Source organism: Actinomyces sp. 2119 (assembly GCF_003591215.1).
In the GTDB taxonomy this organism is placed as follows: Bacteria; Actinomycetota; Actinomycetes; order Actinomycetales; family Actinomycetaceae; genus Actinomyces; species Actinomyces lilanjuaniae.
Genome location: NZ_QYRR01000006.1, coordinates 169,095 through 192,350, shown reverse-complemented (window position 1 = coordinate 192,350; position 23,256 = coordinate 169,095). Strand labels below are relative to the sequence as shown.

Here is a 23,256-nt window from a genome sequence, read left to right as displayed (position 1 = left end):
ACGTGAGCCGCGTTCTCCGGCGTAACCCCGTGGGTTCCTCCTCGAGCAAGGGCTGTGCGAGGACTGAGTGACGATTGGGGTGCGGACGGCAGGGCTGGTGAGGGCTGCTGGTGGGGGTCGGCGGCCCCTGTCTCAGCCGGGGTCGATCTCCTCGGGACGGCGCCCCAGCATGAGAGCCACCTGCTCGACGACCACCTGGCGTACCAGCTCGGCCAGCGCCGTGGGTCCCGCCTGGCTCGCGACCACACGCGAGGCCACTGGGCGCCGGTAGATGATGACGCGTGCAGGCAGGCCCGCTCGTGGCTCCGCCGTGAACCCTCTCCCGAGGACTACCGACCGTTCCCAGGGGGCGGGGTCGGAGGGCGGGACCTCCTCCACCGCGAACTGGATATCCTTGACCTGGGGCCACCGGGTGGCCAGGTCCCGCGCAGCGGCGATGACCAGCTCGTCAAACCGCTCAGCGCGCGTCCGCCACGCCGGCAGGCTCGGTGGGAGCAGCGGCCCGCGCTGTCCCCGTCCGTGCCGGTCGCGTCTGCGCCGCCTGCCGGGGTAGTGCGACGAGGTGGCGACGGGGGAGAACGGGGAGGTCACGTCGCCAGCGTATGCGGGATTCCTCCCCGTCAGGGGCAGCGGCACGGTAGCCTGCGTGCGTGAGAAGAGTCCGACACTGCCGCAGGCCCGGCTGCGAGCGTCCCGCCGTGGCCACCTTGACCTCCGTGTATGCGGACTCCACGATCGTCCTGGGGCCGTTGGCAACTGAGGCGCAGCCCGAGGCCTACGACCTGTGCGAGAAGCACGTGTCCTCCTTTACCGCACCCCGAGGCTGGCAGGTGATTCGGCTGGCGACCGACTTCACGCCCGCCCCACCGAGCGAGGACGACCTGCTGGCGCTGGCGGACGCGGTGCGGGAGGCCTCGCGTGCTCCCCGCCCGGCTCCTCCGCCCGCTGAGCGTCGTCCCCGTCCGGGCGGGGTGATGCCCGGGCCTGTGACGGCTCCGCTGCCTCCGCTGCCGGAGGTGGCTGAGGGAGAGATCCTGCGTCGCGGCCACCTGAGGGTCCTGCGTGGCGAGAAGGAGGAGGCTGAGGACTAGGAGGAGGCTGAGGAGCCCAGGAGGGGCGAGGAGAGGGGGGCTTCGGAGCAGTTGCTGCCTGTTGGGCTCGCGGGAGTCTTCTGCCCCGGGCGTCACCCTGCCCCGGGCGTCACCGGGCGTCGCCGCTGCCGACCTCAAAAGGTAGCCGTGCCATGCTGTGACGTACTGTCTCCTCCAGGTGACGTCTTTCCAGCTCCAGGGCCAGCTCCCGGTCGCGCCGCTGCACCAGTACCGCAGCCAGGAAGCGCTCCGGGTGGGTGCCTGGCGGCGGGGGAGGAGAGACGTACTCGCTGACCTGGGTGGCCAGGTGCGTGCCTAGCTGCTGCCGGTAGGGCTCCCGCAGCCCGGCAGAGCGCTGAAGAAAGGTGCGGGCTACCAGCGTCACGTTGCCAGGAAGCCTTCCCAGGTCGGCACCAGCTGCCCACGCCGCCAGCTCGGGAGGCATGAGCAGCGGTGCCCTGTGAAGGCTGTCGTAGTGGTCGCGCACCACGTAGGTGCCCGCGAGCAGGTCTCCCAGGCGCTTGCCTCGCCTGGTCACCACGCAGCTGACCAGTGCCAGGAGCGCCCCGGTGCCCCAGATCTCGACGGCACCGACTAGCGCCCTGACGAGGCTGTGCCGCAGCCTGACAGCGCCGCCGTCGTCGCGTACCACTCGAGCCCCTGTGACCAGGCGGCCCGCGCTGCGGCCACGAGAGAGGATCTCAACCGCTATCGGAACCACGACGATCCAGGTGAAGGCGGTCAGGGACAGGCTGACGCTGAGGAGGGCGCCGGAGGGAGAGGGCAGTATGCGGGCAGCGGAGAGACGGCCGATGGTGGTAAGAGTCAGTAACGCTCCCACGGCGTAGATGCCGTAGTCGACAGCGCCTGACAGCAGTCGTGAGACGGCGGTCGCGGGCAGTGCCTCCAGGGCGACGGCCTCGGCGGTGACGACCATGTCGCTTGCGATGTCACCTGCGATGTCGCCTGTGATGTCGCCTGCGGTCCCGGGGCGCCCGGACTGGTCAGGATATGAGGACAGTGCTGCCGTGGTGGTCGCGTTTGTCGTTGTTGGCGTGGCTGTCATGGCAGACTCCCGTTGTGGATCTTGACGCCTTTGCTGCGGCACACCGTGACCAGTGGGACCGCCTTGACCGGCTCGTCTCCAGCAGACGACTGACAGGGGCGCAGGCTGACGAGCTTGTCATGCTCTACCGAATGTGCGCCCGTCACCTGTCCCAGGTGCGCTCGGCAGCCCCGGACCCACAGCTGGTCGCCGAGCTGTCCGTGCGTGTAACGGCAGCACGTGAGCGCCTGGCTGGAACGCGTGAGGTGACTTTGAGCACGGCCAGGAGCTTTGTGCTCCAGGCTGTTCCCGCTGCCCTGTACCGCGTTCGCTGGTGGACGCTGGGTGTCACGGTGGCAGAGGTGGCGCTGGCCCTTGTCGTAGGGGTCTGGACGCTGCGTAGCCCGGAGGCGATGAGCCTGCTGGGGACCCCGAGCCAGCGTCACGCCTACGCCCACGAGGCTTTTGAGGCCTACTACACCGCGTACGCCCCGGTGGAGTTCGCCGCCCAGGTGTGGACATCCAACGCCCGTCTCGCGGCTGTCTGCGTGGCCGGGGGCGTCACCGGCGTGCTTCCGGCCCTCGTGCTGTGGGTCAACGCCGTAGCCCTGGGACAGGCAGGCGCGGTCATGGCCGACCACGGCCTGCTGGGGCAGTTCCTCGCCCTGGTCCTCCCGCACGGCCTGCTGGAGCTGACCTGCGTGCTGACTGCGGGCGGAGCCGGGCTGCGTCTGTTCTGGACGCTGCTGGTTCCGGGCAGGCGGTCGCGGGCCAACGCCCTGGCAGTCGAGGGCCGCGTGCTGGTGACAGCTGCTGTGGGGCTGACCATGGCACTGGTGGTGGCGGGCCTGATCGAGGCGTTCGTGACCCCTGCTCCCATCCCGTGGGTGCTCAAGATCGCCGTAGGTCTCGGGGCGGTGGCGCTCCTGTGGGTCTATACGGTTGTCCTGGGACGCCGTGCCATCAAGGCTGATATCACAGGTGACCTGGGACCTCAGGAGGCGGGCTACTCCGCCCCGGAGGCCGGGTAGCTCGGGCCTGTGGGGGCCTGAACGGTCCGGGAGACTGGAGGCTCCGCGGGAGGGGGGCTGACCGCAGGAGGGCGGTGACTCCGGTGACTCCGGTAGCTGCGGTGGGTTCTGACTGCTCACAGGCGTCCTGCGATCTTTAGGTCCAGGTAGGTGTCGGCCAGGTCGGGAGCCAGCCTGCTCCCGCTGGCCTCGACCACGACGACACCGGCTCTGTGCAGGTACCGTCGCACCGCGTCGTGCTCGATGAGGTCCATCTCCGCGGCGGAGGCGGTGTACACCGCCTCGGTGTCGTCACGCCGGGCCCGTAGCTTCTCCAGGGAGGGGTCTGTGGCGGAGGCGAGGACGACCGTGTGCTGGTGTGCCAGGGCGGACAGTGCCTGCAGCATCCCTGCATCAGCACCGGCACCGTCCAGCGCTGCCAGCACCACGACCAGGGCACGCTGGCTGAGCGAGGAGCGGGCCACCGAGGCCATGAGAGGCCAGTTCGGCTCCACCAGCCGTGCCTCCACGGGGGCCAGGCCGTTAGCCAGGGTGCTCATCAGTGCCGGTCCTGACTCGCCTCGGACCTGAAGACGGACAGCACTGTCCAGTGCGGCCACCTCGACCCTGTCCCCGGCGTGGGAGGCGAGAGCGGCCAGGAGCAGGGCAGCCTCGATCTGGAGGTCAAGCCGGGGCTCGTCCCCGAGGCGCACGGCGGACGTCCGACCGGTGCTCAGCAGGACGAGGACTCTCCGGTCTCGCTCGGGACGCCACGTGCGTACCACCACCTCGCTGCGCCTGGCGGAGGAGCGCCAGTCGATAGAGCGCGCGTCGTCCCCGACCACGTAGCCTCGTAGAGAGTCGAACTCAGTGCCCTCCCCCCTGGTGATGACCGCGCTGCGTCCATCCATCTCACGCAGGCGCGCCTGGCGGGAGGCCAGGTGTCGCCGGGAGCTGAAGGCGGGAAGGACACGCAGTGTCGCTTCTGCCTGCAAGGAGGTCTGTCGGCCGGCCAGCCCCAGCGGTCCTGTCGAGCGTACGGTGAGCGGGCCTGCCTGACGGTAGCCCCGGCGCCAGGGGGTGAGCGTGGTGACGTGCTGCCGGTGCTGCCCGGCCGGGACGGTCAGGTCCCCGTACTCCTTGCTGGCTCCGGCGCTGGGTGGCCAGGCGTCTCGTAGGGACAGCGTGACAGCACGCGGGCCGCTGTTGGTGACGGTCACGGTGGAGGTTGTTGACGCTCCTAGGCGGATCGCCCGCGCTGTGCGCCGCTGCGCGCTCAGGTGCCGTGTCGACGGTGTCGCTGCCACGTCGGCGGCCACCAGAAGCGTCACCACGCCGGTCCAGGCAGCCAGCAGTGCCGGGCGGGGCAGGAGCACCACGACCACGATACTGGGGACCATTGCCCACAGCGTGCGCATCGTCAGGAACATCTGGCTCCTCAGGGCTCCTCAGCGGGGGACAGGTACTGATCGCAGGACGGAGTCGACCACGGCCCGGGTGGTAGTCCCTTCCATCTCCGCCTCGGCGCGCAGCAGGATGCGGTGTCGCAGGGCCGGGACAGCCAGGGCCTTGACGTCGTCGGGGGTGACGAAGGAGCGTCCGGCTAGCCACGCCCAGGCGCGTGAGGCTGCCAGGAGGGCTGTGGCACCGCGCGGGGACACGCCCAGGGCCACCGAGGGCATGGCGCGAGTGGCCCTGACCAGGTCCACGATGTAGCCCAGTACCTCCGGTGTCACCCCCACGGTGTGCACCTGCTCCTGTGCTGCAACCAGGTCCTGTCCGCTTGCGACCGCCTGGACCCCGGCCTCTGGCAGGTTGCGCGGGTCGAAGCCGGCGGCGTGGCGCGACAGGACCTCAATCTCCTGGGAGCGGTCGGGCCTGGGCAGGACGAGGTTGAGCAGGAAGCGGTCCAGCTGGGCCTCGGGCAACGGGTAGGTGCCCTCGTACTCCACAGGGTTCTGGGTGGCGACGACCATGAACGGCTCCGGCAGGGCGCGGGACTCGCCGTCGACGGAGACCTGTCGCTCCTCCATGGCCTCCAGCAGCGCTGCCTGGGTCTTGGGTGGCGTCCGGTTGACCTCGTCAGCCAGCAGGAGGTTGGTGAAGACCGGGCCCTCGCGGAAGGAGAACCGTGCGGAACGGGAGTCGTAGACCAGGGAGCCGGTCACGTCTCCGGGCATGAGGTCCGGAGTGAACTGGACCCTCTTGGTACCCAGTGTCAGGGTGGTGGCCAGGGTGCGTACCAGGAGCGTCTTGGCTACTCCCGGCACACCCTCCAGCAGGACGTGGCCGCCGACGAGCATGGCGATGACCAGTCCGGTCACTGCCGCGTCCTGCCCCACGACGGCCTTTGCTACCTGGGTGCGTACCGCCACCAGGCGCTCGCGCGGGTCTGCGGTGGTGTCCTCCACCGGTGCTGCGGGGGAGGAGCCCGTCACGGCGGGCGGGTCGACAATACTCATCTGGAACGAACCTCGCTCTCAAGGTGGTCAAGCCGTATGGCCAGGGAGGCCAGAGCCTTGTCGTCAGGGGGCACAGGGCCGTAGAGCAGCATGTCCGCCTGTCGGCGGTCAACACCAGCCAGCCCCTCCAGTGCGTCGAGCAGGTGCTCCCGCCCTGCCTCCGGAGGCACTTGGAGAGTACGCCCCAGACGTCTCGCCGTGCCCGCCCGCAGGGCCGCGGCGGAGCGCTGCCGGTCTGCCGCGCGCCGGTAGAGGCGCCCCCGGGCCAGGGTGGTCTCGGTGGAGGAGACCACGACTGGCAGGTCCTCGGTGACGATGGCACCCAGGCGCCGTCCTCGCACCAGCGCCAGCACCACCGTGATCAGGACGAGGTCCAGCGTGAGGAGAGGCAGCCAGGGAGGCAGGGCGGGTGAGTCCCAGGCCCCCGGGGAGGTGGCGGTCTGGTCGTCGATCCAGGTGACGTGCTCGTGACGGCCTGCGGCACGCACCGCCAGGGCGGCGTGCCCGGCCTCGGCCAGGTGGGCGTTGGTTGCCAGGGACCCGTCGGCGACCAGACGCAGCGTCCCCCCGCTGGGCAACGGCTCGGTCGCGTAGGCGAACCGGTCCTGGGCCACAGGGAAGCAGCCGGTGGCCTGCGGTGCCTTGGACAGGTCGATGGAGGTGGCGGACCTGGCCAGGGACCCGGCGACGGCCGCGTCCTCCTCCCCGCACCCCGGGGCCAGGATGGACGCCGTGGATGCGGAGGTATCGGCGCGGGCGCTGGTCAGCCCCTCAAGGCCGTCCTCCAGGTCGCCGATGACGACGACGTCTCCTCCCGCCTGTGCCAGGGACTCCCGCTGGGCGGTGGTCAGCCTTCCCGGGCTGACCACAACAGCGGTGGCCCCGTCGTGGACCTCATCCAGGGCCTGGGCGAGCGTGCCCGCCCTGGCGACCTCGATCCCCTCGGCGCGGAGAAGCTCCGCCAGCGCCATGGCTCCCTCTGCCTCGGGGTTGTCCGGTGCGCGGGTGACCTCGGACTGGGAAGGGCGCAGCCAGATGACGGCCAGCGTGACGACCAGGAGCAGGCTGGCTGCCAGGACGAGGGGGCGCCACTGCCGGAGCCGGGCACCGACGTCCTCCACATGGCTCTCCCGGGAGGTGACGGTGGTCATGACTCCTCCCTCACCAGGGAGGCTGTGCGCGTCCGCGTGCTGCCGACCAGGTCTGCCACGTCGGCCGCCAGCTGCCGCATCCAGGTGTCCTGGCTGGGGGTGGGAGTGATGTCGCCGTAGAAGACGCCGTCGAAGAGGCTGGCCGCCCTGTGCAGGCGGCTGGCGTCCGTGCCGCCTGCCGGGTGCCTGTCCAGCCTGCCCAGGGAGGTGCTGGCTGCGCGAGCAGCCTCGGCTGCAGTCATTCCCGGGTACTCCTCAAGCATGCCGGCCTCGCTCAGGCAGCGGACCACGGCACGGAACCGCTCGACGACGGCGGTGGCATAGTCGGCCTGTGTGGCGGCCTGGTCAGCAGCCTGGGCCAGGGCGGCTGAGTCCCGGTCGTCGTTGAGGACAGCGTCCTCCAGCCCGTGGACCCGGCGTACCACGGCGACGCGGCGTAGGAGAAGTAGCAGGGAGCAGGCGGCAGCCGTGGCGCACAGTACGACGACAGCCACTGACACCCACGGTGGTGCCCCGGGCACCACCGCTGTCACGTCCAGGCGGGTGCTCACCCATGTCCACAGCCTCTCAGCAAGACCTGGGTGGTTGTCGTAGACCCGGCGGGACAGCTCCTCCTGGGCGGCCCGTCGCGCCTCCTCAGCATCCGGCGTCGCCGGCGCACCGCTCATGACGGCCTGGCCCGCGGCGAGGGCCACCGACGGGGACCAGCGGGCCGGGCGGAGCGGGGACGGCAGGAGGAGCGGGGAAGCCGGGACGGTGCTGGGAGTCTCGGTCAGGTGGGGTGGTGGCACGGCTCAGGCCCCTGTAGCCCGGCGCAGCTCGACGTCTAGCCCCTCGGCCCGCATGCGCAGGTCGGTGTAGGTCACGGCGACCACTGCTGCGGAGAAAGGGATGATGACTGCGTTGATCAGGGCGTTGACCAGTCCCATCACCGCGGTGAGCACGGTCAGCGCCTGCGGGGCCAGCCCGATGACCAGGCTGGACACCAGGCCGAGCAGTACCGAGACCACACTGGTGACCACCGTCATGATGAGCAGGGTGAGCACCAGGATGCCCGCGACGCGCCAGAAGTTGCTGCGGACCAGCCTCCAGGAGCGGCGCAGGCTCTCCACCACGCCGGCGTTCTCCAGGACGAGGGCGGCCGGGGCCAGGGACAGCATGACGGCCAGCGCCGGGACGAGGAGAAGGAGGAACAGGGCGACCAGGGCGGTGGCGGCTGCGGCCAGCAGGGTCACCGGGAGGCTGGTACCGCCTGCGGCTGAGACCACCACGTAGGTCAGGCCTCCCACGAGCGCGACGGCCAGGAGGCCGCAGGCGCCGATGACGGCGGTGATCAAGAGGCTCTGCCCGATCAGCGCCCAGATCCTTCCCCTGGTGCGCCGCCACAGCTCCGCAGGGGTGATCACATGCCCCAGGACCATACGTGACACCGGCACGATGAGCAGCCCGTTGAGGACTATGGTTGCTAGGTAGCTCAGCAGGTTCACCGGCACACTCCTCAAGGTGGTGCCGTACATGTACCCGGACAGGTAGCCGGTGGCACTTGCCGCGCTCTCCTCCTCCAGGGCGAGCAGGTCGAGCTCCTGTACCGCCAGGACGCCGATGACGGCGGTGAGGACTCCGATGACGCTCATGACGAGCAGGGAGGGCAGGAGCATAGCCCGGGGACTAGTGCGCAAGGAGGTGAAGGCGCCTTCCAGCACCTCCCCGACACTGAGGGGGCGCATCGGGATGATACCGGGGCGGTGGCTGCCCGGATAGGGAGGTGGGCTGTCCGAGACGGGGGGCAGGCCCCCCACCCTGTCCTGGGCTCCTGGTCCTGGCTGCGTCCCGGCAGGTGGGGGAGACAGGGTGTTGTGCGGAGGCCGGACGGTGCCGTGATGCCCCGCGGCCACGAGGCTGTCGGTGACCTGGCCCGTAGGCTCGCTCGGTGTTGGCGGCTCCCAGGCTGTGGTGTCGGCGGTATCGGCGCTCATAGAGGCATCGTGCCACGCGTGGTGGCTGGTGCCCTCCGTCTGTCGGAGGATATCCGCCGCAGTAGGGTCTCAGCAGGGTCTCGACAGCGACGCACTGGGGTCAGTGTCCTCGTGTCGGCACACTGGTTGGAGCTCGTGGTGCAGCGTTTATGTCCGTGGCGTGGGCGTGCGTCTGGGGGAACTCATCTGTTGACTGCGGAGCGCAGCCTCTTTCCAGGCGATGGTGTGACGACCTTGAGGTAGCTGTGGAAAGGTGTCAATGCCTTAGTTGAAACTGTGAACGCCACTCCAAGGGTGCCGGTGTCGGGCAACCCTACGACCTCATGCCAAGATATGCCCATGAGCACGCGCATTCTAGTAGTTGACGATGATGCCTCCCTTGCCGAGATGATCGGCATCATGCTGGAGTCGGAGAACTACACGCCCACTCTCTGCCACGACGGGGCCAAGGCTATGGACGCTTTTCGGGAGTCCAGCCCCGACCTGGTGCTTCTTGACCTCATGCTTCCAGGGCTTGACGGTGTCGAGATCTGCCGACTGATCCGGGCCGAGTCCGACGTCCCTATCATCATGCTGACCGCGCGCACAGATACTCAGGACGTTGTTGCCGGGCTTGAGGCCGGGGCCGACGACTACGTCACCAAGCCCTTCAAGTCCAAGGAGCTGCTGGCTCGCGTCTCGACACGACTGCGTCGTACCAACCCTGGCGCTGCCGAGCACGTGCGTGCCGGGGATCTCGATATTGACGTTGCTGGCCACCAGGTCAACCGGGGCAGCACCACTATCGCCCTAACACCCCTGGAGTTCGAGCTGCTGGTGACGCTGGCCCGCTCGCCGTGGAAGGTCTTCACCCGCGAGGAGCTCCTCAGCCAGGTGTGGGGTTACCAGCACCCGGCCGACACCCGGCTGGTCAATGTCCACGTCCAGCGTCTGCGGGCCAAGATTGAGAAGGACCCCGAGCGCCCCTCTATCGTGGTGACCGTTCGGGGGGTGGGCTACCGGGTCGGCGAGACCGCGTGAGCCCTGGCGCAGCCCGCGCCTGGACGCACCTTATGTCGTGAACCGCCCTTGTTATGAACCCGGCCCGTCCCCAGGCTGACGACATCCAGGAACGGACGTCCCGTACCGTACCTCTGCCAGGCTTTCTTCGTCGCAGCCTGGAGCTGCGGATGGTCTTCGCTGCCAGCCTCATCGGCCTGCTCCTGATCATCCTGCTGCTGTCGTTCGTGACGGACAGGATTCGCTCGGAGGTGTTTGAGGACCAGCGCAGCACGATCCTGGCTGACGCCGGGCAGCGGGCGCTGGCTGCCCAGGTCGAGTTCGACTCCGCCACCGCCGTGACTGCTGACGAGGTCTCGGCGGCGGCGGAGGAGCAGGTCAATGACGTCAACGACTCCTTTGCCGCCTCCGGTGGCGTCGGCGTCATCATGAGACGCAGTGCGGCTGAGACCTCGCCCACGGTCATCAACGACCTGGAGACGGACACCCGGCTCGCCTCGCTGGTGTCTCCCCAGATGGAGGCGGCGGTGGAGGAGGGCGGTGTGGGGGCCCAGTACTGGCAGTCGGTAGCCGTTCCCGACAACCAGGGGGGCGCGGACCCGGGGATCATCGTGGGGACACGGGTGAGTCTGCCCCTGGCTGGCGACTACGACCTGTACCTGGTCTACAGCCTGGCGGGGGAGCAGAGGGTGGTCTCGCTGGCCTCAAGGAACATCACGATCGGCGGCCTGGGGTTCCTGGTCATGCTTATCCTGGTGGTGTGGGCCATTACCCGCTGGGTCATCAGCCCGGTACGCCACACTGCTCGCGCGGCCGAGCGCCTGGCCTCAGGCGAGCTCAGCGAGCGTCTCAACGTCCAGGGAGAGGATGAGATCGCCACCCTCGCCCGGTCCTTCAACCACATGGCGGCCTCCCTGGAGGACCAGATCGAACGCCTGGAGGCCCTGTCCAAGGTCCAGCAGCTCTTCGTCTCCGACGTCTCCCACGAGCTGCGCACGCCCCTGGCCTCGATCCGTCTGGCCACCGAGCAGATCGAGGACGCCCGCACGGAGATCTCTGACCCTTTCGCGCTGCGCAGCGTGGAGGTGCTGTCGCAGTCCGTGGACCGCTTTGAGAAGATGCTCACCGACCTGCTGGACATCTCCCGTATCGACTCCGGTAATGTCAAGCTACGTCTTGAGGAGGTAGACCTGGCCCAGGTGATTGACTCGGTCGTGGAGACGACGAGATTCCACTTTGACGCCACTGGTACCGAGCTGCGGCTCCACCTGCCCCAGGAGGCTGCCACGGCCGAGGTTGACGTGACACGCGTGGAGCGCATAATCCGCAACCTTGTGGTCAACGCCCTGGAGCACGGTGAGGGTAAGCCCCTGGACCTGACTCTGGCGGTGGATGACGAGGCCGTCGCTATCCGGGTCCGTGACCACGGAATCGGGATGAGCCCGGACGTCGTAGCCAAGGTGTTTGACCGCTTCTACCGGGCCGACCCCTCGCGGCAGCGCAGCCTGGGCGGGACTGGGCTGGGCCTGTCTATCTCCATGGAGGACGCGATCCTCCACGGGGGACGCCTGTCGGCGTGGGGGTGGCCCGCCGACGGCTCGTCCTTCTTGCTGGTGCTGCCTCGTCACCAGGGGGAGGACGGCGGGCCCGGCAGGCTCAGTGGTGCCGGCCCCCTGGACCTGGTCCCCGACGACGCCCCACAGGTCTCCCGGGCGGGGTCGGCAGACGCCTCCGCCGATGCCGGATCCACCTCCCTGGTGTCGCCCCTGGGGCCTGCTCCTGCTACCAGGCGCACGCGCCCGCTCGTCGTCCTGGGTGACATTCCTCTGGCGGGGGAGGACACGCCGGTCCCCGACCTCGGTGCCACCGGACGTGTGGTGGTCGTCCTTCCCGGGGAAGAGGCCTCGCAGCCGACCCCCGACGAGGCCGCTGAGGGGACTGGACGCTGATGGCCTCAGTCTCGGACCGGAAGCCTGCGCGACGTCATCTGCTCCAGTTTGGTGGTGTCTCTGCCGCAGCAGCCCTGCTGGGCTCGTGCACCGCGCTGCCTACCTCCGGGGAGGTCCACGAGTCCGACGTCGCCGCCCGGGACTCAAGCGCCCTGATCCAGACTGCTCCCGGACCCGCCCAGGACGCCACCCCGGAGGAGATCGTCCGCGGCTTCCTCCGCGCTGCCGTCGCCGGCTTCTCTGACGACTTTGACACAGCACGCAAGTTCCTGTCCCAGGGGGCGGCAGACCAGTGGAGCCCCCTGGAGGTCATTGAGATCTACTCGGGGTCCACCGAGCGCCAGATCACTGTCGCCAGCGACGGCTCAGTGACGGTAACTGCCGGCAGCTACGGCCGCCTGGGCTCCAACGGAGTCATGACTCCGGCGCGGCAGGATGCCCTCTACGAAGGTGCCTACTCCCTGGCGAAGAACTCGACGGGGCAGTGGCGCATCGTTCAGCTGCCCGACGGGATCCTCCTGCCCTACGGCCGTCTGACCCAGCACTTCGCTGCCCACAGCCTGTGCTTCCTCTCCAGGGACCGCAGCCGTTTTGTCCCCGAGCTGCGCTGGTTCCCGCGCACGCGCCTGGCCCGCGCACTGGTGGAGGGCCTCATCGGCGGGCCCTCGCCCTGGCTCGCTTCTGCCACCACGTCCCTGATGCCTCGCAATGCTGGTCTAACGAAGGAGGGGGTCAGCATCGAGGACCAGGTCGCTACCGTCCACCTGACCTCAGAGTCCGACCCGGGATCGTCACAGGGCCGGGGGCTCCTGGTGGCCCAGGTCGAGCAGACGCTCACTGCCGTCGGCGAGATCAGCGAGGTCGAGGTGCTGGCAGGCGCCACCAGTCTCGGGCAGGCGCAGGACCTGCCTGCGCTGGTGCCCGACGTAGGCGGTGTCATCGGCATGTCCGGCGGGGCGGTGGTCAGGGGGACCGGGACGACCCGCTCCACCCTGGCTACAGCCCAGGCTCTGGGGGTGGATGACGCCCGGTGGCCCAGCCTGGGTGCCGACGGCAACGTCTACGCGCTGTCTGACTCCAGCCTGCTGTGCCTTCCTCGGGATCGCAGCGCCGCCAGCGTGATCCTGTCCGTGGGGGACCCCTCGGCTGGGGCCGGGGGGCTTGGCGCACCGGTAGCCGACCGGCACGGTTGGGTCTGGCTGCTTGCTGAGGGGTACCTGACCGCAGTTGATGCCGAGGGTCAGCGTGCGGTGCTGGAGGACTCGTGGGTCCACGGGCAGGAACTGGTCGCCTTCGACCTGTCCGTGGAGTCGGAGCGGCTCGCCCTGCGCCGTTCGGATGGAACAGTGGTGCTGGCGGCTGTGCTGCGCGATGACAGCGGCAGACCGGTGGGGCTGGGTGACCCTCTTGAGCTTCCCCCCGCCGGGGGAGGCTCAAGCTCGGGAATGGCCTGGTGCTCTCCCACCGCTGTCGGCTTCCTGGTGGAGGCTGAGGAGGAGGGGGGTGTCCCCCAGGTCCGGCTGGCCCAGGTCGGAGGCTCGGTGACGACGATGGTCGGCGTCAGTGGCGTCGTGTCGGTGATCGCTGACCGGTCCGAGGAGACGGTCCTGCTCGCTGACGCCAGGGGGCAGACCTGGCAGAGACGCGGCGCGACCTGGCGGGTGCTCACGGAGGAGGTGACGGACCTGGCCTATGCGCTGCCCTGACCGTTGTACCCTGCTACGGGATGTCTGTGCCGCGCAGGGTCTGCTGGGTGAGTCTGCCCGGGCCGTCGGCCTGGCCTCCCGGTTGCACCGGGCAGCCAGGCCGTCAGTCCGTCCAGGCCGTCGCGGCACCAGCATGCAGGTGCCTCAGCCTGTCTACTGGACGCGGGCGTCTAGGCGGATGACCCCGTAGGTCCAGCCGTGTCGGTGGTAGACGGCGCAGGGCTGCTTGCTGGAGGACTCGACGAAGAGGTAGAAGGGGTGGCCCACCAGCTCCATCTGGTAGAGCGCCTCGTCCACGCTCATCTCACGGGCCTCGTGCAGCTTCTGGCGCACGATGACCGGTGAGTCCCCCAGCTGGGACTCGACGGCCACACCGTGCTCGGTCGGGGCGGAGGGGGAGTCCTCCGCGGGGGCGTCGTCGGTGTCGGGGACCTCGTCCGTCGAGGTGCGAGAAGCCTCCGGTGCCGGCGGGGTCACGACAACCGGGTAGCGGCGGTGGTCCTTCTTGCGGTCCCGGGCGCGGCGTAGGCGCTCGGTGAGCTTGCCCATGGCGATGTCGAAGGCGGCGAACCGGTCGGAGGAGGAGGCCTCGGCCCGGATGATCGGGCCCTTGGAGATGACGGTGATCTCGACGCGTTCGGCGGTGTCGGCCTGACGTGGGTTGCGCTCGTGGGTGACCTCGACCTCGACGCGCTGGACTCGGGGGTCGTACTGCTCGGCCTTGACGACCTTGTCCTCGACGTAGTCACGGAGCCGAGGGCTGATCTCGGCGTTGCGACCGACGACGGTGATGTCCATAGGTAGAACCTCTTTCTGGGGCTCAGGTCTGTGGCCCTGGCGGGCTGTGGGCGGGTGCGCTCACCGTCGGCTGACGGCGAACTGTGAAACGGTGTTATCACCTCCTGACGGTCCGCTGGCTGTGGTGTGTCCGCACAACCAGCGCTTGTGCTCTGTGCCACAAATCTACACTATTTGAGCAGGTCATGCCGTATTTGGATGGGGTGGGTGGCAGCTGATCGCCTGCGGCGGACAGGCTGGCGGGGCTCCCGGAACCCTGGTCGGGTGCCGCCCGGGCCGCTGCGCCGCGGCCAGCGTGACGGCACCAAGGACGTGGGCCCCGGCCTGTCGCAGTGCTGCGGCGCACGCGCCCAGCGTGGCGCCGGTAGTGACGACGTCGTCGACCAGGAGGACGGGCAGCCCCCGAACGTCTGCGAGAAGACGGGGTGGTGTGGCGCGGTTGGCCCGGCGCTGCCGCGAGGACAGTCCCGCCTGGCGGGACGCTGGTGCCCGTCGCCGACGTAGCACGTCAGCGCTGAGGACTGTCTGGTGGGGCCGGTGCTCCTGTGCCAGGCGGGCCGCGACACCGAGCGCCACGTGGTCGGCGAGCGCCGCGGCCACGAGTCTGCCGCGCAGCCTGCGCCGCGCCCCGGAAGGGGCGGGCACGACCAGCAGGGGCGAGGAAGGTGCTCCGGCCGGGGACGCGCAGAAGTAGGAGGAGGCCCAGGCCTGTCCCAGCCGGTACCCGACCGTCCCCATGTGGTCGTCAAGGTCCTCGCGTGAACCGCTCTTCCACCCCAGGACCAGCGAGCGGACAGGGCCGACGTAGCGGCAGGCGGCCATGACCGCGAGATCACCTGCGGCGTCGGCCTGATCGACCCGGGTGGGCTCAGTCATGAGCAGGTCGTGGCAGCGTTGGCACAGCCTGGTCTCCCACCGTCCGCACCCGGCGCAGGTTGCCGGCAGGCCCAGGTCCAGGCCCGTGCGCGCCCACTGCGTGAGCCGGGTAAGTGCTGCTGCCCGACGTCGCGGTGGCGGTGCGCACGGTGTCGCGAGGCCGTGGGGGCGTCCGGGGTGGACGGGGGCAGTGGAGGTGGCGGACACAGACCTACGATGCACCGTCTCGCGCCTGCTGCGCGGCGGTAGGCGTCGGTGTGTCCACAGGGCGGTAGAGGGAGCTGACGCAGGCCGGTCCTGTGGTTGTCGGGGTGGTGCAGCGTGGTGCGGCGTGGTGCCAGGGGACACGGGGCCGGTCCGCCGGGCCGGGAGACCCGGCGGCCTTTACTGGAAACCCGCGGGAGGACGGAGGAGAGGCGGTGGGAGGAATCTCCCTGCCCGGGGCACCGCAGGCCCGCTGGCAGGTCCACTACAGTAAGGAGGAGCAGGACTGTCCGCGTCAGGCCTGGTCAGGCTCGTCAGCGGGCTCGCCGTGGCGCGTGGTCATGGCGGAACCCACGGGAGAGGGAGTAAGCAGCGTGTCGATCGTCGACCGAATCCTTCGCATCGGTGAGGGGCGCACCCTCAAGAGGCTCAACACGATCGCGACTCAGGTCGAGTCCCTGGCTGACGCCTTCGCAGAGTTCAGCGACACCGAGCTGCGCGAGACAACCGACGAGCTCCGGGGGCGCTACGAGGACGGCGAGTCCCTGGACGCCCTGCTGCCTGAGGCCTTCGCCGTGGTGGTGGAGGCGGCGGACCGCGTGCTGGGGATGAGGCCCTACCACGTCCAGATTATGGGCGGAGCAGCTCTCCACCTGGGCAACATCGCTGAGATGAAGACTGGTGAGGGCAAGACCCTGGTGGCTACCATGCCCTCCTACCTGCGGGCGCTGACCGGCAAGGGTGTGCACGTGGTGACCGTCAACGACTACCTGGCTGAGTACCAGTCCGACCTCATGGGCCGCGTTCACCGGTTCCTGGGGCTGACCACGGGGTGCATCCTGGTGGGGCAGACCCCCGCCCAGCGGCGCAGGCAGTACGCCATGGACATTACCTACGGTACCAACAACGAGTTCGGCTTCGACTACCTGCGTGACAACATGGCCCAGCGGCCTGAGGACCTCGTCCAGCGTGGCCACGCCTTCGTCATCGTTGACGAGGTGGACTCGATCCTTATTGACGAGGCGCGTACGCCGCTCATCATCTCCGGTCCCGCCGGCGGCGACGTCAACAAGTGGTACAAGGAGTTCGCCCGCCTGGCGCAGCGCCTTCGCGTGGACAAGGACTACGAGGTCGACGAGAAGAAGCGCACTGTGGGCGTGCTGGCCCCCGGTATCGAGCGTGTCGAGGACTACCTGGGGATCGACAACCTCTACGAGTCGGAGAACACTCCGCTGATCGGCTTCCTCAACAACGCCATCAAGGCCAAGGAGCTCTTCGCTCGGGACAAGGACTACATCGTGCGTGACGGCGAGGTCCTCATCGTCGACGAGCACACCGGGCGCGTGCTGCCGGGGCGGCGCTACAACGAGGGAATGCACCAGGCCATCGAGGCCAAGGAGCAGGTGGAGATCAAGGCGGAGAACCAGACCCTGGCCACCATCACCCTGCAGAACTACTTCCGCCTCTACCCCGAGGGGTCGCGCTCAGGCATGACCGGTACGGCGGAGACCGAGGCGGCAGAGTTCGCTGGCACCTACAAGATGGGCGTCGTCCCGATCCCTACCAACAAGCCCATGATCCGTGTGGACCAGCCGGATCTGGTCTACACCAACGTGGCCTCCAAGCTGGAGGCGGTCGTGGACGACATCGCCGAGCGGCATGAGGCGGGCCAGCCGGTCCTGGTGGGGACCACCAGCGTGGAGAAGTCCGAGCTGCTCTCCGGGATGCTGGACAGGCGCGGTATCCCTCACGAGGTACTCAACGCCAAGCAGCACGCCCGTGAGGCGGCGGTTGTGGCCCTGGCCGGGCGCAAGGGGGCGGTGACCGTGGCTACCAACATGGCTGGTCGCGGGACGGACATCATGCTGGGCGGCAACGCCGAGCACATTGCCGTGACCGCCCTGAAGGAGGCGGGCCTGGACCCCGAGGAGGACGCCGAGGCCTATGAGAAGGCCTGGCCTCAGGCCCTGGCTTCCGCCAAGGCGGCCTGTGCCGCAGAGCACGACGAGGTCGTGGAGTTGGGCGGCCTGTACGTGCTGGGGACGGAACGTCATGAGTCCCGCCGTATCGACAACCAGCTGCGAGGCCGCTCCGGGCGCCAGGGAGACCCCGGGGAGTCCCGTTTCTACCTGTCCATGGAGGACGACCTCATGCGTATGTTCGCCTCAGGGCTGGCCCAGCGCATCATGGCCTCGGGTGCCTACCCCGACGACGTGCCCCTGGAGTCGAAGATGGTCACCCGTGGTATCGCCAACGCCCAGCGGCAGGTGGAGTCCCGCAACTACGAGATCCGCAAGAACGTCCTGAAATACGACGACGTCATGACCGAGCAGCGTGAGAAGGTCTACTCCGAGCGTCGCCGCGTCCTTGACGGAGAGGACCTGGAGCCCCAGCTGGAGGCTTTCCGGAAGCAGGCTGTGGACAACATCGTCTCCGCGAGGACAGCCGAGGGGCGGCCTGACCAGTGGGACCTCGACTCGTTGTGGAACGACCTGGGCCACCTCTACCCTGTGGGACTGAGCCAGGAGGAGGTCGTCGAGGCCCTGGGCGGGCCCGACGCGCTGAGCGCGGACAGGCTCGTCGAGGAGATGAGCGAGGACGTGGCCGTGGCCTACGAGGAGGCGGAGGCCCGGCTGGCTGCCAACGCCGTGGCTCAGGCGCAGCTGGGTGAGGAGCCTATGCGTGCGCTGGAGCGCCGTATCCTCCTGGCGGTGGTGGACAAGCGCTGGCGTGAGCACCTCTACGAGATGGACTATCTCAAGGAAGGGATCGGGCTGCGGGCCATGGCCCAGCGTGACCCCCTGGTGGAGTACGCCAACGAGGGCGCGCGCATGTTCAAGGCGATGATGGAGGGGATCCGCGAGGAGACCGTGGAACAGGTCTTTGCCAACGTGGCTCGGTTTGACAAGGCTGCTGAACGCGCGGCTGCCGACGGGACGCAGGAGGCGGCCCAGGCGGTCACTGGCCGTGCCGACGCGACCTCCGTGTCGGGTATCCGTGTGGGAGGCGCCGGGCAGGGCACGGTCCTGGGGGACACCGGCCGGGCTCCTCTGAGCGCCTCCAGCCAGGCGATCAGCTACTCGGGTCCCGGTGAGGACGGTGAGGTGTCCTCCCGCTCTGGTGCGGCTGCGGCCTCCGGGCCGGTAGGTGCGTCGGCCAGGCCGCGGGGCGTGAAGCTGGCTGCCGCGGCCAGGGGCACGGAGGCTGGTGCCGGGCAGCAGGTGCCTGCCAACCGCGCCCAGCGTCGCCAGGCAGCCAGGAAGAGCGGCGGAAAGAGGCGCAGGCGCTGAGACTGAGGGCTGACACTGAGGGTAGCGGCAGGGCGGCTGAGGGGCCGGTCAGGTCGCCCTGCCGCGTGTTGGCACTGCTATGACGCGAATGCGTCGAGTGTGTGGTCCAACGTCCACACCCGGACGTCACGCAGGCCTGTACGGGTACAGTACTGGTCGCGTTCCACCAGGATGCTGAGGTCGCCTCCTCCCAGCGACTGCTGGCAGGCGTGCTCCACCCACGGCTGGCCTGTGGCAGCACCGTTGAGAAGTGAGTGAAGGAAGTCGTTGTCCCACTGCACCTCGTCGAGAAGCCACGGTGACTGCCTGGTGATGACCTTGTCCAGGACGTCGTGGAAGAGCTGGGCCGCTTTCCTGCGCTGCTGGCCGTCCTTGACCTGGCAGATGTGGTTGCCCGTCTCGATCACGGTGGTGATGGGTAGGAGGAACTGGTCTCCGGCAGCATGCCTCGCTTTGAAATCCTCCCTTGCCTTGTCCTGGTCCGGGGAATCTCGCCTTGACAGGCCAGGAACCTGGAGAAGGTGCACCAGCACCGAGGTGTCAATGAACCAGACCGTCAGCAGTCTGCTCCGATAAGTGCGAGGAAGTCAGAGTAGTCCGGTTCTGGGCCGGGCCTGGCTGCATCATCAAGAAGACCACGGGTCACAACGGTCCCCAGCGTACCTGCGCTCATGGCCTGGGCGTATCCGGGCAAGTCAACCAGTCGGGTGACCTGCTGGTGGTGGCAGACCAGGACGTCTCGGAGCTGCTTCCCGCTCAGCGCGTCCAGCAGAGCGGGGGAGTGCGTGGTGACCAGCGCGCTGACCTGGCCACGCTGTGTGGCCTCTTCGACTAGGTGGAGCAGCCTGCCAGCATTGGAGGGGTGTAGACCGTTCTCGATCTCCTCCACAGCCAGCAGTGCACCAGCACTCGGGACGGAGATATCGCTGGTGTAGGTGGCAGTGACTGAGTCAAGATCCAGGTCGCTCGCCGGGGTGGACAGGGCCGTGGCGATCGCAAGGAAACGCAGTAGGCCGTCGCTCATGGAGCGGGCCGTCGTCAACGCGGTTGGCTCGCCTGGTTGACCGTCGCCGTGCTCCTCCTGGACGGCAATCATGATGTCTCCCGTATCTGTTGAGCTGAACTCCAGAGCGCGTATCGGGCAGTCGGCAATCTGGCGTGCCAGCTCCTCCAGCCGGGAGAACGTACCAGGGGCTTGGTCCTGAAGGTGCCTGAGGACGGGAGCCAGGTTCTCACCGGTGCGACGCAACTGGGTCTCCCGGAGGGGAACCCAGTCCCGCATCAGGCTTGGAGCAGGGTCAAAGTGAAAGGTGCTGCGCAGCGCTGCTGCGACGTCCCGCTGGGCGTCAAGGATGTCCCGATCTGCACGGGTGGTACCGAGGAGCACCGCGGGGAGCTGGCTGAGCACGGAGCGGTCGTCGCGCAGCACGATGTGTCGGTTGGGGCCTCGTTTGCCTGTCGAGACAGCAGCATCCAGCCCGATGCCACCGCTTCCGGGACCGGCGGACACGAGGATCTGCTGGTTCCAGCGACCGCTCTTGGCAGCACGCTGGGGCCCCTCTAGGGTCTCGCTGACGACACGGGTGAAAGGAGCAGTCTCTAACTCGACGTCGTAGCGGTAGTCGTAGTTCCCACGTGGGTGGGTGACCGTGACGGTACACCCCAGTGAGAACCGGGTGCTGCCGTGCGGGGCACACCCTACAGCACCGCTGCGCACCGGACCGCCCTCCCGCCGTCTCCCGTCCAGAGCGTCGGTCAGGTTCTCTGCGCTGGTCAGCCGGTGGAGCACGTCGAGCGCATCCAGGATATTAGATTTGCCGCTGGAATTGCGTCCAGTCAGGACAGTCATCTTCTCCAAGGGCACGTTGACCTCGCGGAAGTTCTTGAACGCCGTCAGACGCAGTTGTGAGATCCGTGAGGTGGCCTCGCCGTCGGATCCTTGCTTCTCCATGGCGCACAGTATGCCAGCGGGGCCGCTGCGCACCGGGCGAGGTAGTGACCGCCGACCCACCGGCTGCGTAGGATCGGCCCATGAGCTCTGAGATCGAGATCGGGCGCTCCAAGCGAGCCCGCCGTGCCTACTCCTTTGAGGACATCGCGCTGGTTCCAGCCCGTCGCACCCGTGACACCTCTGAGGTCCGTGTGGGCTGGCAGATCGACGCCTACCACGTGGACCTGCCGGTCATGGCCTCACCCATGGACTCGGTCATGAGCCCGGAGACCGCCATCCTGGTAGGGCGGCTCGGCGGGATCGGGGTACTCGACCTGGAGGGCCTGTGGACCCGCTACGAGGATCCGGCCCCGGCCCTGGACCGTATCCGTGCCGCTGGTCCCGAGGAAGCCACCCGGGTGCTCCAGGAGGTCTATCAGGCGCCGGTGGACCCTGACCTTATCACCGAGCGCCTGACCCAGGTCCGCCAGGCAGGGGTCGTCGTCGCCGGGCGGCTCAGCCCTGCCCAGACCCAGCGGCACTGGCGCACCGTGGTGGAGGCGGGCGTGGACCTGCTGGTCATCCGCGGCTCGGTGGTCTCGGCGGAGCACGTCTCCGGGGCGGCGGAGCCGCTCAACCTCAAGCGCTTCATCTACGAGCTCGACGTCCCCGTGGTCGTGGGCGGGGTGACCACCTACACCGCTGCCCTCCACCTCATGCGCACCGGTGCCGCTGGGGTGCTTGTGGGCCAGGGTGGCGGAGCCTCCTCCTCGGTGCGCCAGGTCCTGGGTCTGCACATGCCTATGGCCACCGCCGTGGCCGACGTTGCCGGTGCCCGGCGTGACTACCTGGACGAGTCCGGGGGCCGCTACGTCCACGTCATCGCTGACGGGTCGGTGGGTGACTCCGGTGACGTCGTCAAGGCCATCGCCTGCGGGGCGGACGCGGTCATGCTCGGTGCGGCCCTGGCTCGTGCCCAGGAGGCCCCGGGTGGGGGCTACCACTGGGGCGCTGAGGCGCGTCACCAGCGCCTGCCACGCGGTTTCCGCAGCTACGTGGGTACCGTGGGCACCATGGCGGAGATCCTCAACGGCCCCTCTGACCGGGCCGACGGGACCCTCAACATCATGGGCGCCCTGCGCCGGACCCTGGCCACCACCGGCTACTCCGACGTCAAGGAGCTCCAGCGAGTCGAGGTGGTCCTGGCTCCTTACGAGGCCTCCTGAGCGGCGACCCACCGGGCCACGGCTGAGCGCAGGTTCTGCGACCCCTCGGCGAGCGCCCGCTCTATGGCGGTGCCCTCCGGGGTGATCTGTACCAGGTCATGCACGCCCTGCCCCAGGAGCGTAGCCGCGTCAGCCTGTACCCGCCCGGCGAAGACCGCTACCGGCACCCCGGCGGCCGCAGCCACCCTGATCACACCCGCTGCTGTCTTGCCGCTCAGTGTCTGGCTGTCCACCGAGCCCTCGCCGGTAAGGACGGCAGCGGCTCCCTCCACGGCCTCAGCCAGCCCGCTAGCCTCCATGACCAGGTCCACGCCCGGGCGCGTCTGAGCAGACAGGAAGGTCATGAGCGCCCAGCCCAGCCCGCCTGCGGCGCCGGCTCCGGGCCGTTGCGCCACCTCCGTCCCGCTGACACCCTCAGGTGTGGTGGCCAGGCTCGCCAGCCGGGACAACAGGCTGTCCAGGACCAGCACCTGGCTGTCCGTGGCTCCTTTCTGGGGGCCGAACACCGCGCTGGCGCCCTGGGGGCCGAGCAGAGGTGAGGTGACGTCGCAGGCAGCCTGGACCCGCACATCTGCCAGCCTCGGGTCCAGTCCGCTGGTGTCGACTGCGGCGACCTTGACCAGCTCGGCAGGTACAGGGGCCAGTGCTGCTGACTGCTCGTCAAGGAAGCGCACGCCCAGCGCCGCCAGCATGCCCGCCCCGGCGTCGTTCGTGGCCGAGCCACCCAGGCCGATAATGACCTCCCGGGCTCCCTGGTCCAGGGCCGCCAGGACCAGCTCGCCTACACCGAGGGAGCTGGAGCCCATGACGTCGCGGTGGCACGGGGGAATCTGCTCCAGGCCCACGGCTGTGGCTACGTCGAGCAGGGCCGTCGTGCCAGCAAGGTAGACAAAGCCCTGCACGGGTGCGCCGAGGGCGTCGTGCACGGGCACCTCCACCCTGCGCGCTCCCAGGGCAGCGGACAGCGTCCGCGCGAACCCCTCCCCGCCGTCAGCCATGGGACGCAGGAGACAGGTGGCCTGCGGGTCAGCCTGACGCACTCCCTCCGCCATCGCCTCGGCGGCCTGGAGCGCGGTCATGGACTCCTTGAAGGAGTCGGGGGCAAGGACGTAGGTGACCATGCCCCAGGATCTCATACTGGCCCTGGTCGGGGGGCGCCCCGGTGGCCGGGCACGCTCCGCCACAGGCGGGCGAGACGCACGACGGGGGTGTCCCCCGGGCTAGGAGGGCACCCCCGTCAGGTAGTGACAGTGACGTCGTGTCGCCTGTTCAGGTCTCAGGCGTCGAGGTCGGTCTCCAGAAGAGCCTTGAGCTCGTCGAGCGCGGCCTGCGCGCCGTCGGCGTCGGAGGAGAGGGTGACGACATCCCCGAAGCCGGCACCCAGGGTCATGACACCGAGAATAGAGGAGGCGTCTACGGCGGCCCCGCCCTCCTTGGCGATAGAGACAGGAACGCCCTTCTCGGCGACAGCCTTGACGAAGGTGGCGGCGGGACGGGCGTGAAGACCGACCTTGGAAGCGATAGTGGCGGTGACCTGGGCCAT

The 23,256-nt window shown here is 69.0% G+C and carries 20 protein-coding genes; 7 read left to right on the top strand and 13 right to left on the bottom strand.

The features are described 5' to 3' along the window. Positions 1-132: 132 nt before the first annotated feature. The gene (locus D4740_RS08930) at positions 133-591 is read right to left on the bottom strand and encodes a metallopeptidase family protein (protein WP_119836586.1); all 459 of its coding nucleotides are present in this window, start codon (positions 589-591) and stop codon (positions 133-135) included. 59 nt (positions 592-650) lie between these two features. Between D4740_RS08930 and D4740_RS08925 the strand changes: the two genes are divergently transcribed. Continuing rightward, the gene (locus tag D4740_RS08925) at positions 651-1,091 is read left to right on the top strand and encodes a DUF3499 domain-containing protein (RefSeq protein WP_119836585.1); all 441 of its coding nucleotides are present in this window, start codon (positions 651-653) and stop codon (positions 1,089-1,091) included. 109 nt (positions 1,092-1,200) lie between these two features. Here the strand turns inward: D4740_RS08925 and D4740_RS08920 are convergent, their stop codons facing one another. Next, entirely contained in the window at positions 1,201-2,028 is an 828-nt protein-coding gene (locus tag D4740_RS08920) for an RDD family protein (protein ID WP_243107078.1), read from the bottom strand. A 143-nt stretch (positions 2,029-2,171) separates the two neighbouring features. On the opposite strand from D4740_RS08920, the gene D4740_RS08915 reads away from it, so the two are divergent. After that, complete coding sequence (locus D4740_RS08915; RefSeq protein WP_119836583.1) at positions 2,172-3,167, top strand: stage II sporulation protein M; 996 nt, start codon at positions 2,172-2,174, stop codon at positions 3,165-3,167. Positions 3,168-3,283: 116 nt separating this feature from the next. On the opposite strand, the gene D4740_RS08910 is transcribed toward D4740_RS08915, so the two are convergent. Genes D4740_RS08910 through D4740_RS08890 form a run of 5 tightly spaced genes read right to left on the bottom strand, consistent with a single transcriptional unit; the run spans position 3,284 to position 8,735 of the window. Beyond that, complete coding sequence (locus D4740_RS08910) at positions 3,284-4,576, bottom strand: DUF58 domain-containing protein (RefSeq protein WP_119836582.1); 1,293 nt, start codon at positions 4,574-4,576, stop codon at positions 3,284-3,286. Positions 4,577-4,594: 18 nt separating this feature from the next. Then, on the bottom strand, positions 4,595-5,608 hold the full coding sequence (locus tag D4740_RS08905) for a MoxR family ATPase (protein WP_119836581.1): 1,014 nt from the start codon (positions 5,606-5,608) through the stop codon (positions 4,595-4,597). Next, positions 5,605-6,759 (bottom strand): DUF4350 domain-containing protein, encoded by a 1,155-nt coding sequence (locus tag D4740_RS08900; RefSeq protein ID WP_119836580.1) that lies wholly within the window; start codon positions 6,757-6,759, stop codon positions 5,605-5,607. Before D4740_RS08900 ends, D4740_RS08905 begins: the two co-directional genes overlap by 4 nt. Continuing rightward, positions 6,756-7,550 (bottom strand): DUF4129 domain-containing protein, encoded by a 795-nt coding sequence (locus D4740_RS08895; protein ID WP_259390763.1) that lies wholly within the window; start codon positions 7,548-7,550, stop codon positions 6,756-6,758. Before D4740_RS08895 ends, D4740_RS08900 begins: the two co-directional genes overlap by 4 nt. 3 nt (positions 7,551-7,553) lie before the next feature. Then, positions 7,554-8,735, bottom strand: coding sequence for a hypothetical protein (locus D4740_RS08890; protein WP_119836579.1), 1,182 nt, complete (start codon positions 8,733-8,735; stop codon positions 7,554-7,556). Positions 8,736-9,074: 339 nt separating this feature from the next. Here D4740_RS08890 and mtrA point away from each other — a divergent pair, with 339 nt between their 5' ends. From mtrA to D4740_RS08875, 3 genes are read left to right on the top strand one after another with little or no spacing between them, the layout of a single operon-like run. Continuing rightward, entirely contained in the window at positions 9,075-9,755 is a 681-nt protein-coding gene (mtrA, locus tag D4740_RS08885; RefSeq protein WP_119836578.1) for an MtrAB system response regulator MtrA, read from the top strand. Positions 9,756-9,808: 53 nt separating this feature from the next. Further along, on the top strand, positions 9,809-11,683 hold the full coding sequence (gene mtrB, locus D4740_RS08880) for an MtrAB system histidine kinase MtrB (protein WP_119836577.1): 1,875 nt from the start codon (positions 9,809-9,811) through the stop codon (positions 11,681-11,683). After that, positions 11,683-13,389 (top strand): GerMN domain-containing protein, encoded by a 1,707-nt coding sequence (locus D4740_RS08875; protein ID WP_119836576.1) that lies wholly within the window; start codon positions 11,683-11,685, stop codon positions 13,387-13,389. Before mtrB ends, D4740_RS08875 begins: the two co-directional genes overlap by 1 nt. Before the next feature lie 153 nt (positions 13,390-13,542). Here the strand turns inward: D4740_RS08875 and hpf are convergent, their stop codons facing one another. Together hpf and D4740_RS08865 are read right to left on the bottom strand one after the other, a co-directional pair. Continuing rightward, complete coding sequence (hpf, locus tag D4740_RS08870; RefSeq protein WP_119836575.1) at positions 13,543-14,187, bottom strand: ribosome hibernation-promoting factor, HPF/YfiA family; 645 nt, start codon at positions 14,185-14,187, stop codon at positions 13,543-13,545. A 183-nt stretch (positions 14,188-14,370) separates the two neighbouring features. Then, the gene (locus D4740_RS08865; RefSeq protein ID WP_119836574.1) at positions 14,371-15,063 is read right to left on the bottom strand and encodes a ComF family protein; all 693 of its coding nucleotides are present in this window, start codon (positions 15,061-15,063) and stop codon (positions 14,371-14,373) included. 578 nt (positions 15,064-15,641) lie between these two features. Between D4740_RS08865 and secA the strand changes: the two genes are divergently transcribed. Continuing rightward, a complete protein-coding gene (gene secA / locus D4740_RS08860; protein WP_119836685.1) occupies positions 15,642-18,557 on the top strand; it encodes a preprotein translocase subunit SecA in 2,916 nt (971 codons plus the stop codon). A 77-nt stretch (positions 18,558-18,634) separates the two neighbouring features. Here the strand turns inward: secA and D4740_RS08855 are convergent, their stop codons facing one another. Then, positions 18,635-18,964 carry a hypothetical protein gene (locus D4740_RS08855; protein WP_147392887.1) on the bottom strand — a complete coding sequence of 110 codons (330 nt, stop codon included), beginning with the start codon at positions 18,962-18,964 and terminating at the stop codon, positions 18,635-18,637. Positions 18,965-19,113: 149 nt separating this feature from the next. Continuing rightward, positions 19,114-20,508, bottom strand: coding sequence for an AAA family ATPase (locus tag D4740_RS08850; protein ID WP_119836572.1), 1,395 nt, complete (start codon positions 20,506-20,508; stop codon positions 19,114-19,116). 80 nt (positions 20,509-20,588) lie between these two features. Between D4740_RS08850 and D4740_RS08845 the strand changes: the two genes are divergently transcribed. Next, positions 20,589-21,713, top strand: a complete 1,125-nt coding sequence (locus D4740_RS08845; protein ID WP_119836571.1) for a GuaB3 family IMP dehydrogenase-related protein — start codon at positions 20,589-20,591, stop codon at positions 21,711-21,713. Here the strand turns inward: D4740_RS08845 and D4740_RS08840 are convergent. After that, on the bottom strand, positions 21,698-22,834 hold the full coding sequence (locus tag D4740_RS08840; RefSeq protein WP_119836570.1) for a glycerate kinase: 1,137 nt from the start codon (positions 22,832-22,834) through the stop codon (positions 21,698-21,700). The genes D4740_RS08845 and D4740_RS08840 overlap by 16 nt on opposite strands. A 155-nt stretch (positions 22,835-22,989) precedes the next feature. Beyond that, positions 22,990-23,256 (bottom strand): HPr family phosphocarrier protein, encoded by a 267-nt coding sequence (locus D4740_RS08835; protein WP_119836569.1) that lies wholly within the window; start codon positions 23,254-23,256, stop codon positions 22,990-22,992.

Coding starts and splice junctions, on each gene's coding strand:
- D4740_RS08920 (WP_243107078.1), bottom strand. CDS start 2,028: ATGGTCGTCACCGCCGAGGCCGTCGCCCTGGAGGCACTGCCCGCGACC.
- D4740_RS08835 (WP_119836569.1), bottom strand. CDS start 23,256: ATGGCCCAGGTCACCGCCACTATCGCTTCCAAGGTCGGTCTTCACGCC.
- D4740_RS08875 (WP_119836576.1), top strand. CDS start 11,683: ATGGCCTCAGTCTCGGACCGGAAGCCTGCGCGACGTCATCTGCTCCAG.
- D4740_RS08850 (WP_119836572.1), bottom strand. CDS start 20,508: ATGGAGAAGCAAGGATCCGACGGCGAGGCCACCTCACGGATCTCACAA.
- D4740_RS08890 (WP_119836579.1), bottom strand. CDS start 8,735: ATGAGCGCCGATACCGCCGACACCACAGCCTGGGAGCCGCCAACACCG.
- D4740_RS08840 (WP_119836570.1), bottom strand. CDS start 22,834: ATGGTCACCTACGTCCTTGCCCCCGACTCCTTCAAGGAGTCCATGACC.
- D4740_RS08845 (WP_119836571.1), top strand. CDS start 20,589: ATGAGCTCTGAGATCGAGATCGGGCGCTCCAAGCGAGCCCGCCGTGCC.
- D4740_RS08905 (WP_119836581.1), bottom strand. CDS start 5,608: ATGAGTATTGTCGACCCGCCCGCCGTGACGGGCTCCTCCCCCGCAGCA.
- hpf (WP_119836575.1), bottom strand. CDS start 14,187: ATGGACATCACCGTCGTCGGTCGCAACGCCGAGATCAGCCCTCGGCTC.
- mtrA (WP_119836578.1), top strand. CDS start 9,075: ATGAGCACGCGCATTCTAGTAGTTGACGATGATGCCTCCCTTGCCGAG.
- D4740_RS08910 (WP_119836582.1), bottom strand. CDS start 4,576: ATGTTCCTGACGATGCGCACGCTGTGGGCAATGGTCCCCAGTATCGTG.
- D4740_RS08900 (WP_119836580.1), bottom strand. CDS start 6,759: ATGACCACCGTCACCTCCCGGGAGAGCCATGTGGAGGACGTCGGTGCC.
- D4740_RS08865 (WP_119836574.1), bottom strand. CDS start 15,063: ATGACTGAGCCCACCCGGGTCGATCAGGCCGACGCCGCAGGTGATCTC.
- mtrB (WP_119836577.1), top strand. CDS start 9,809: ATGAACCCGGCCCGTCCCCAGGCTGACGACATCCAGGAACGGACGTCC.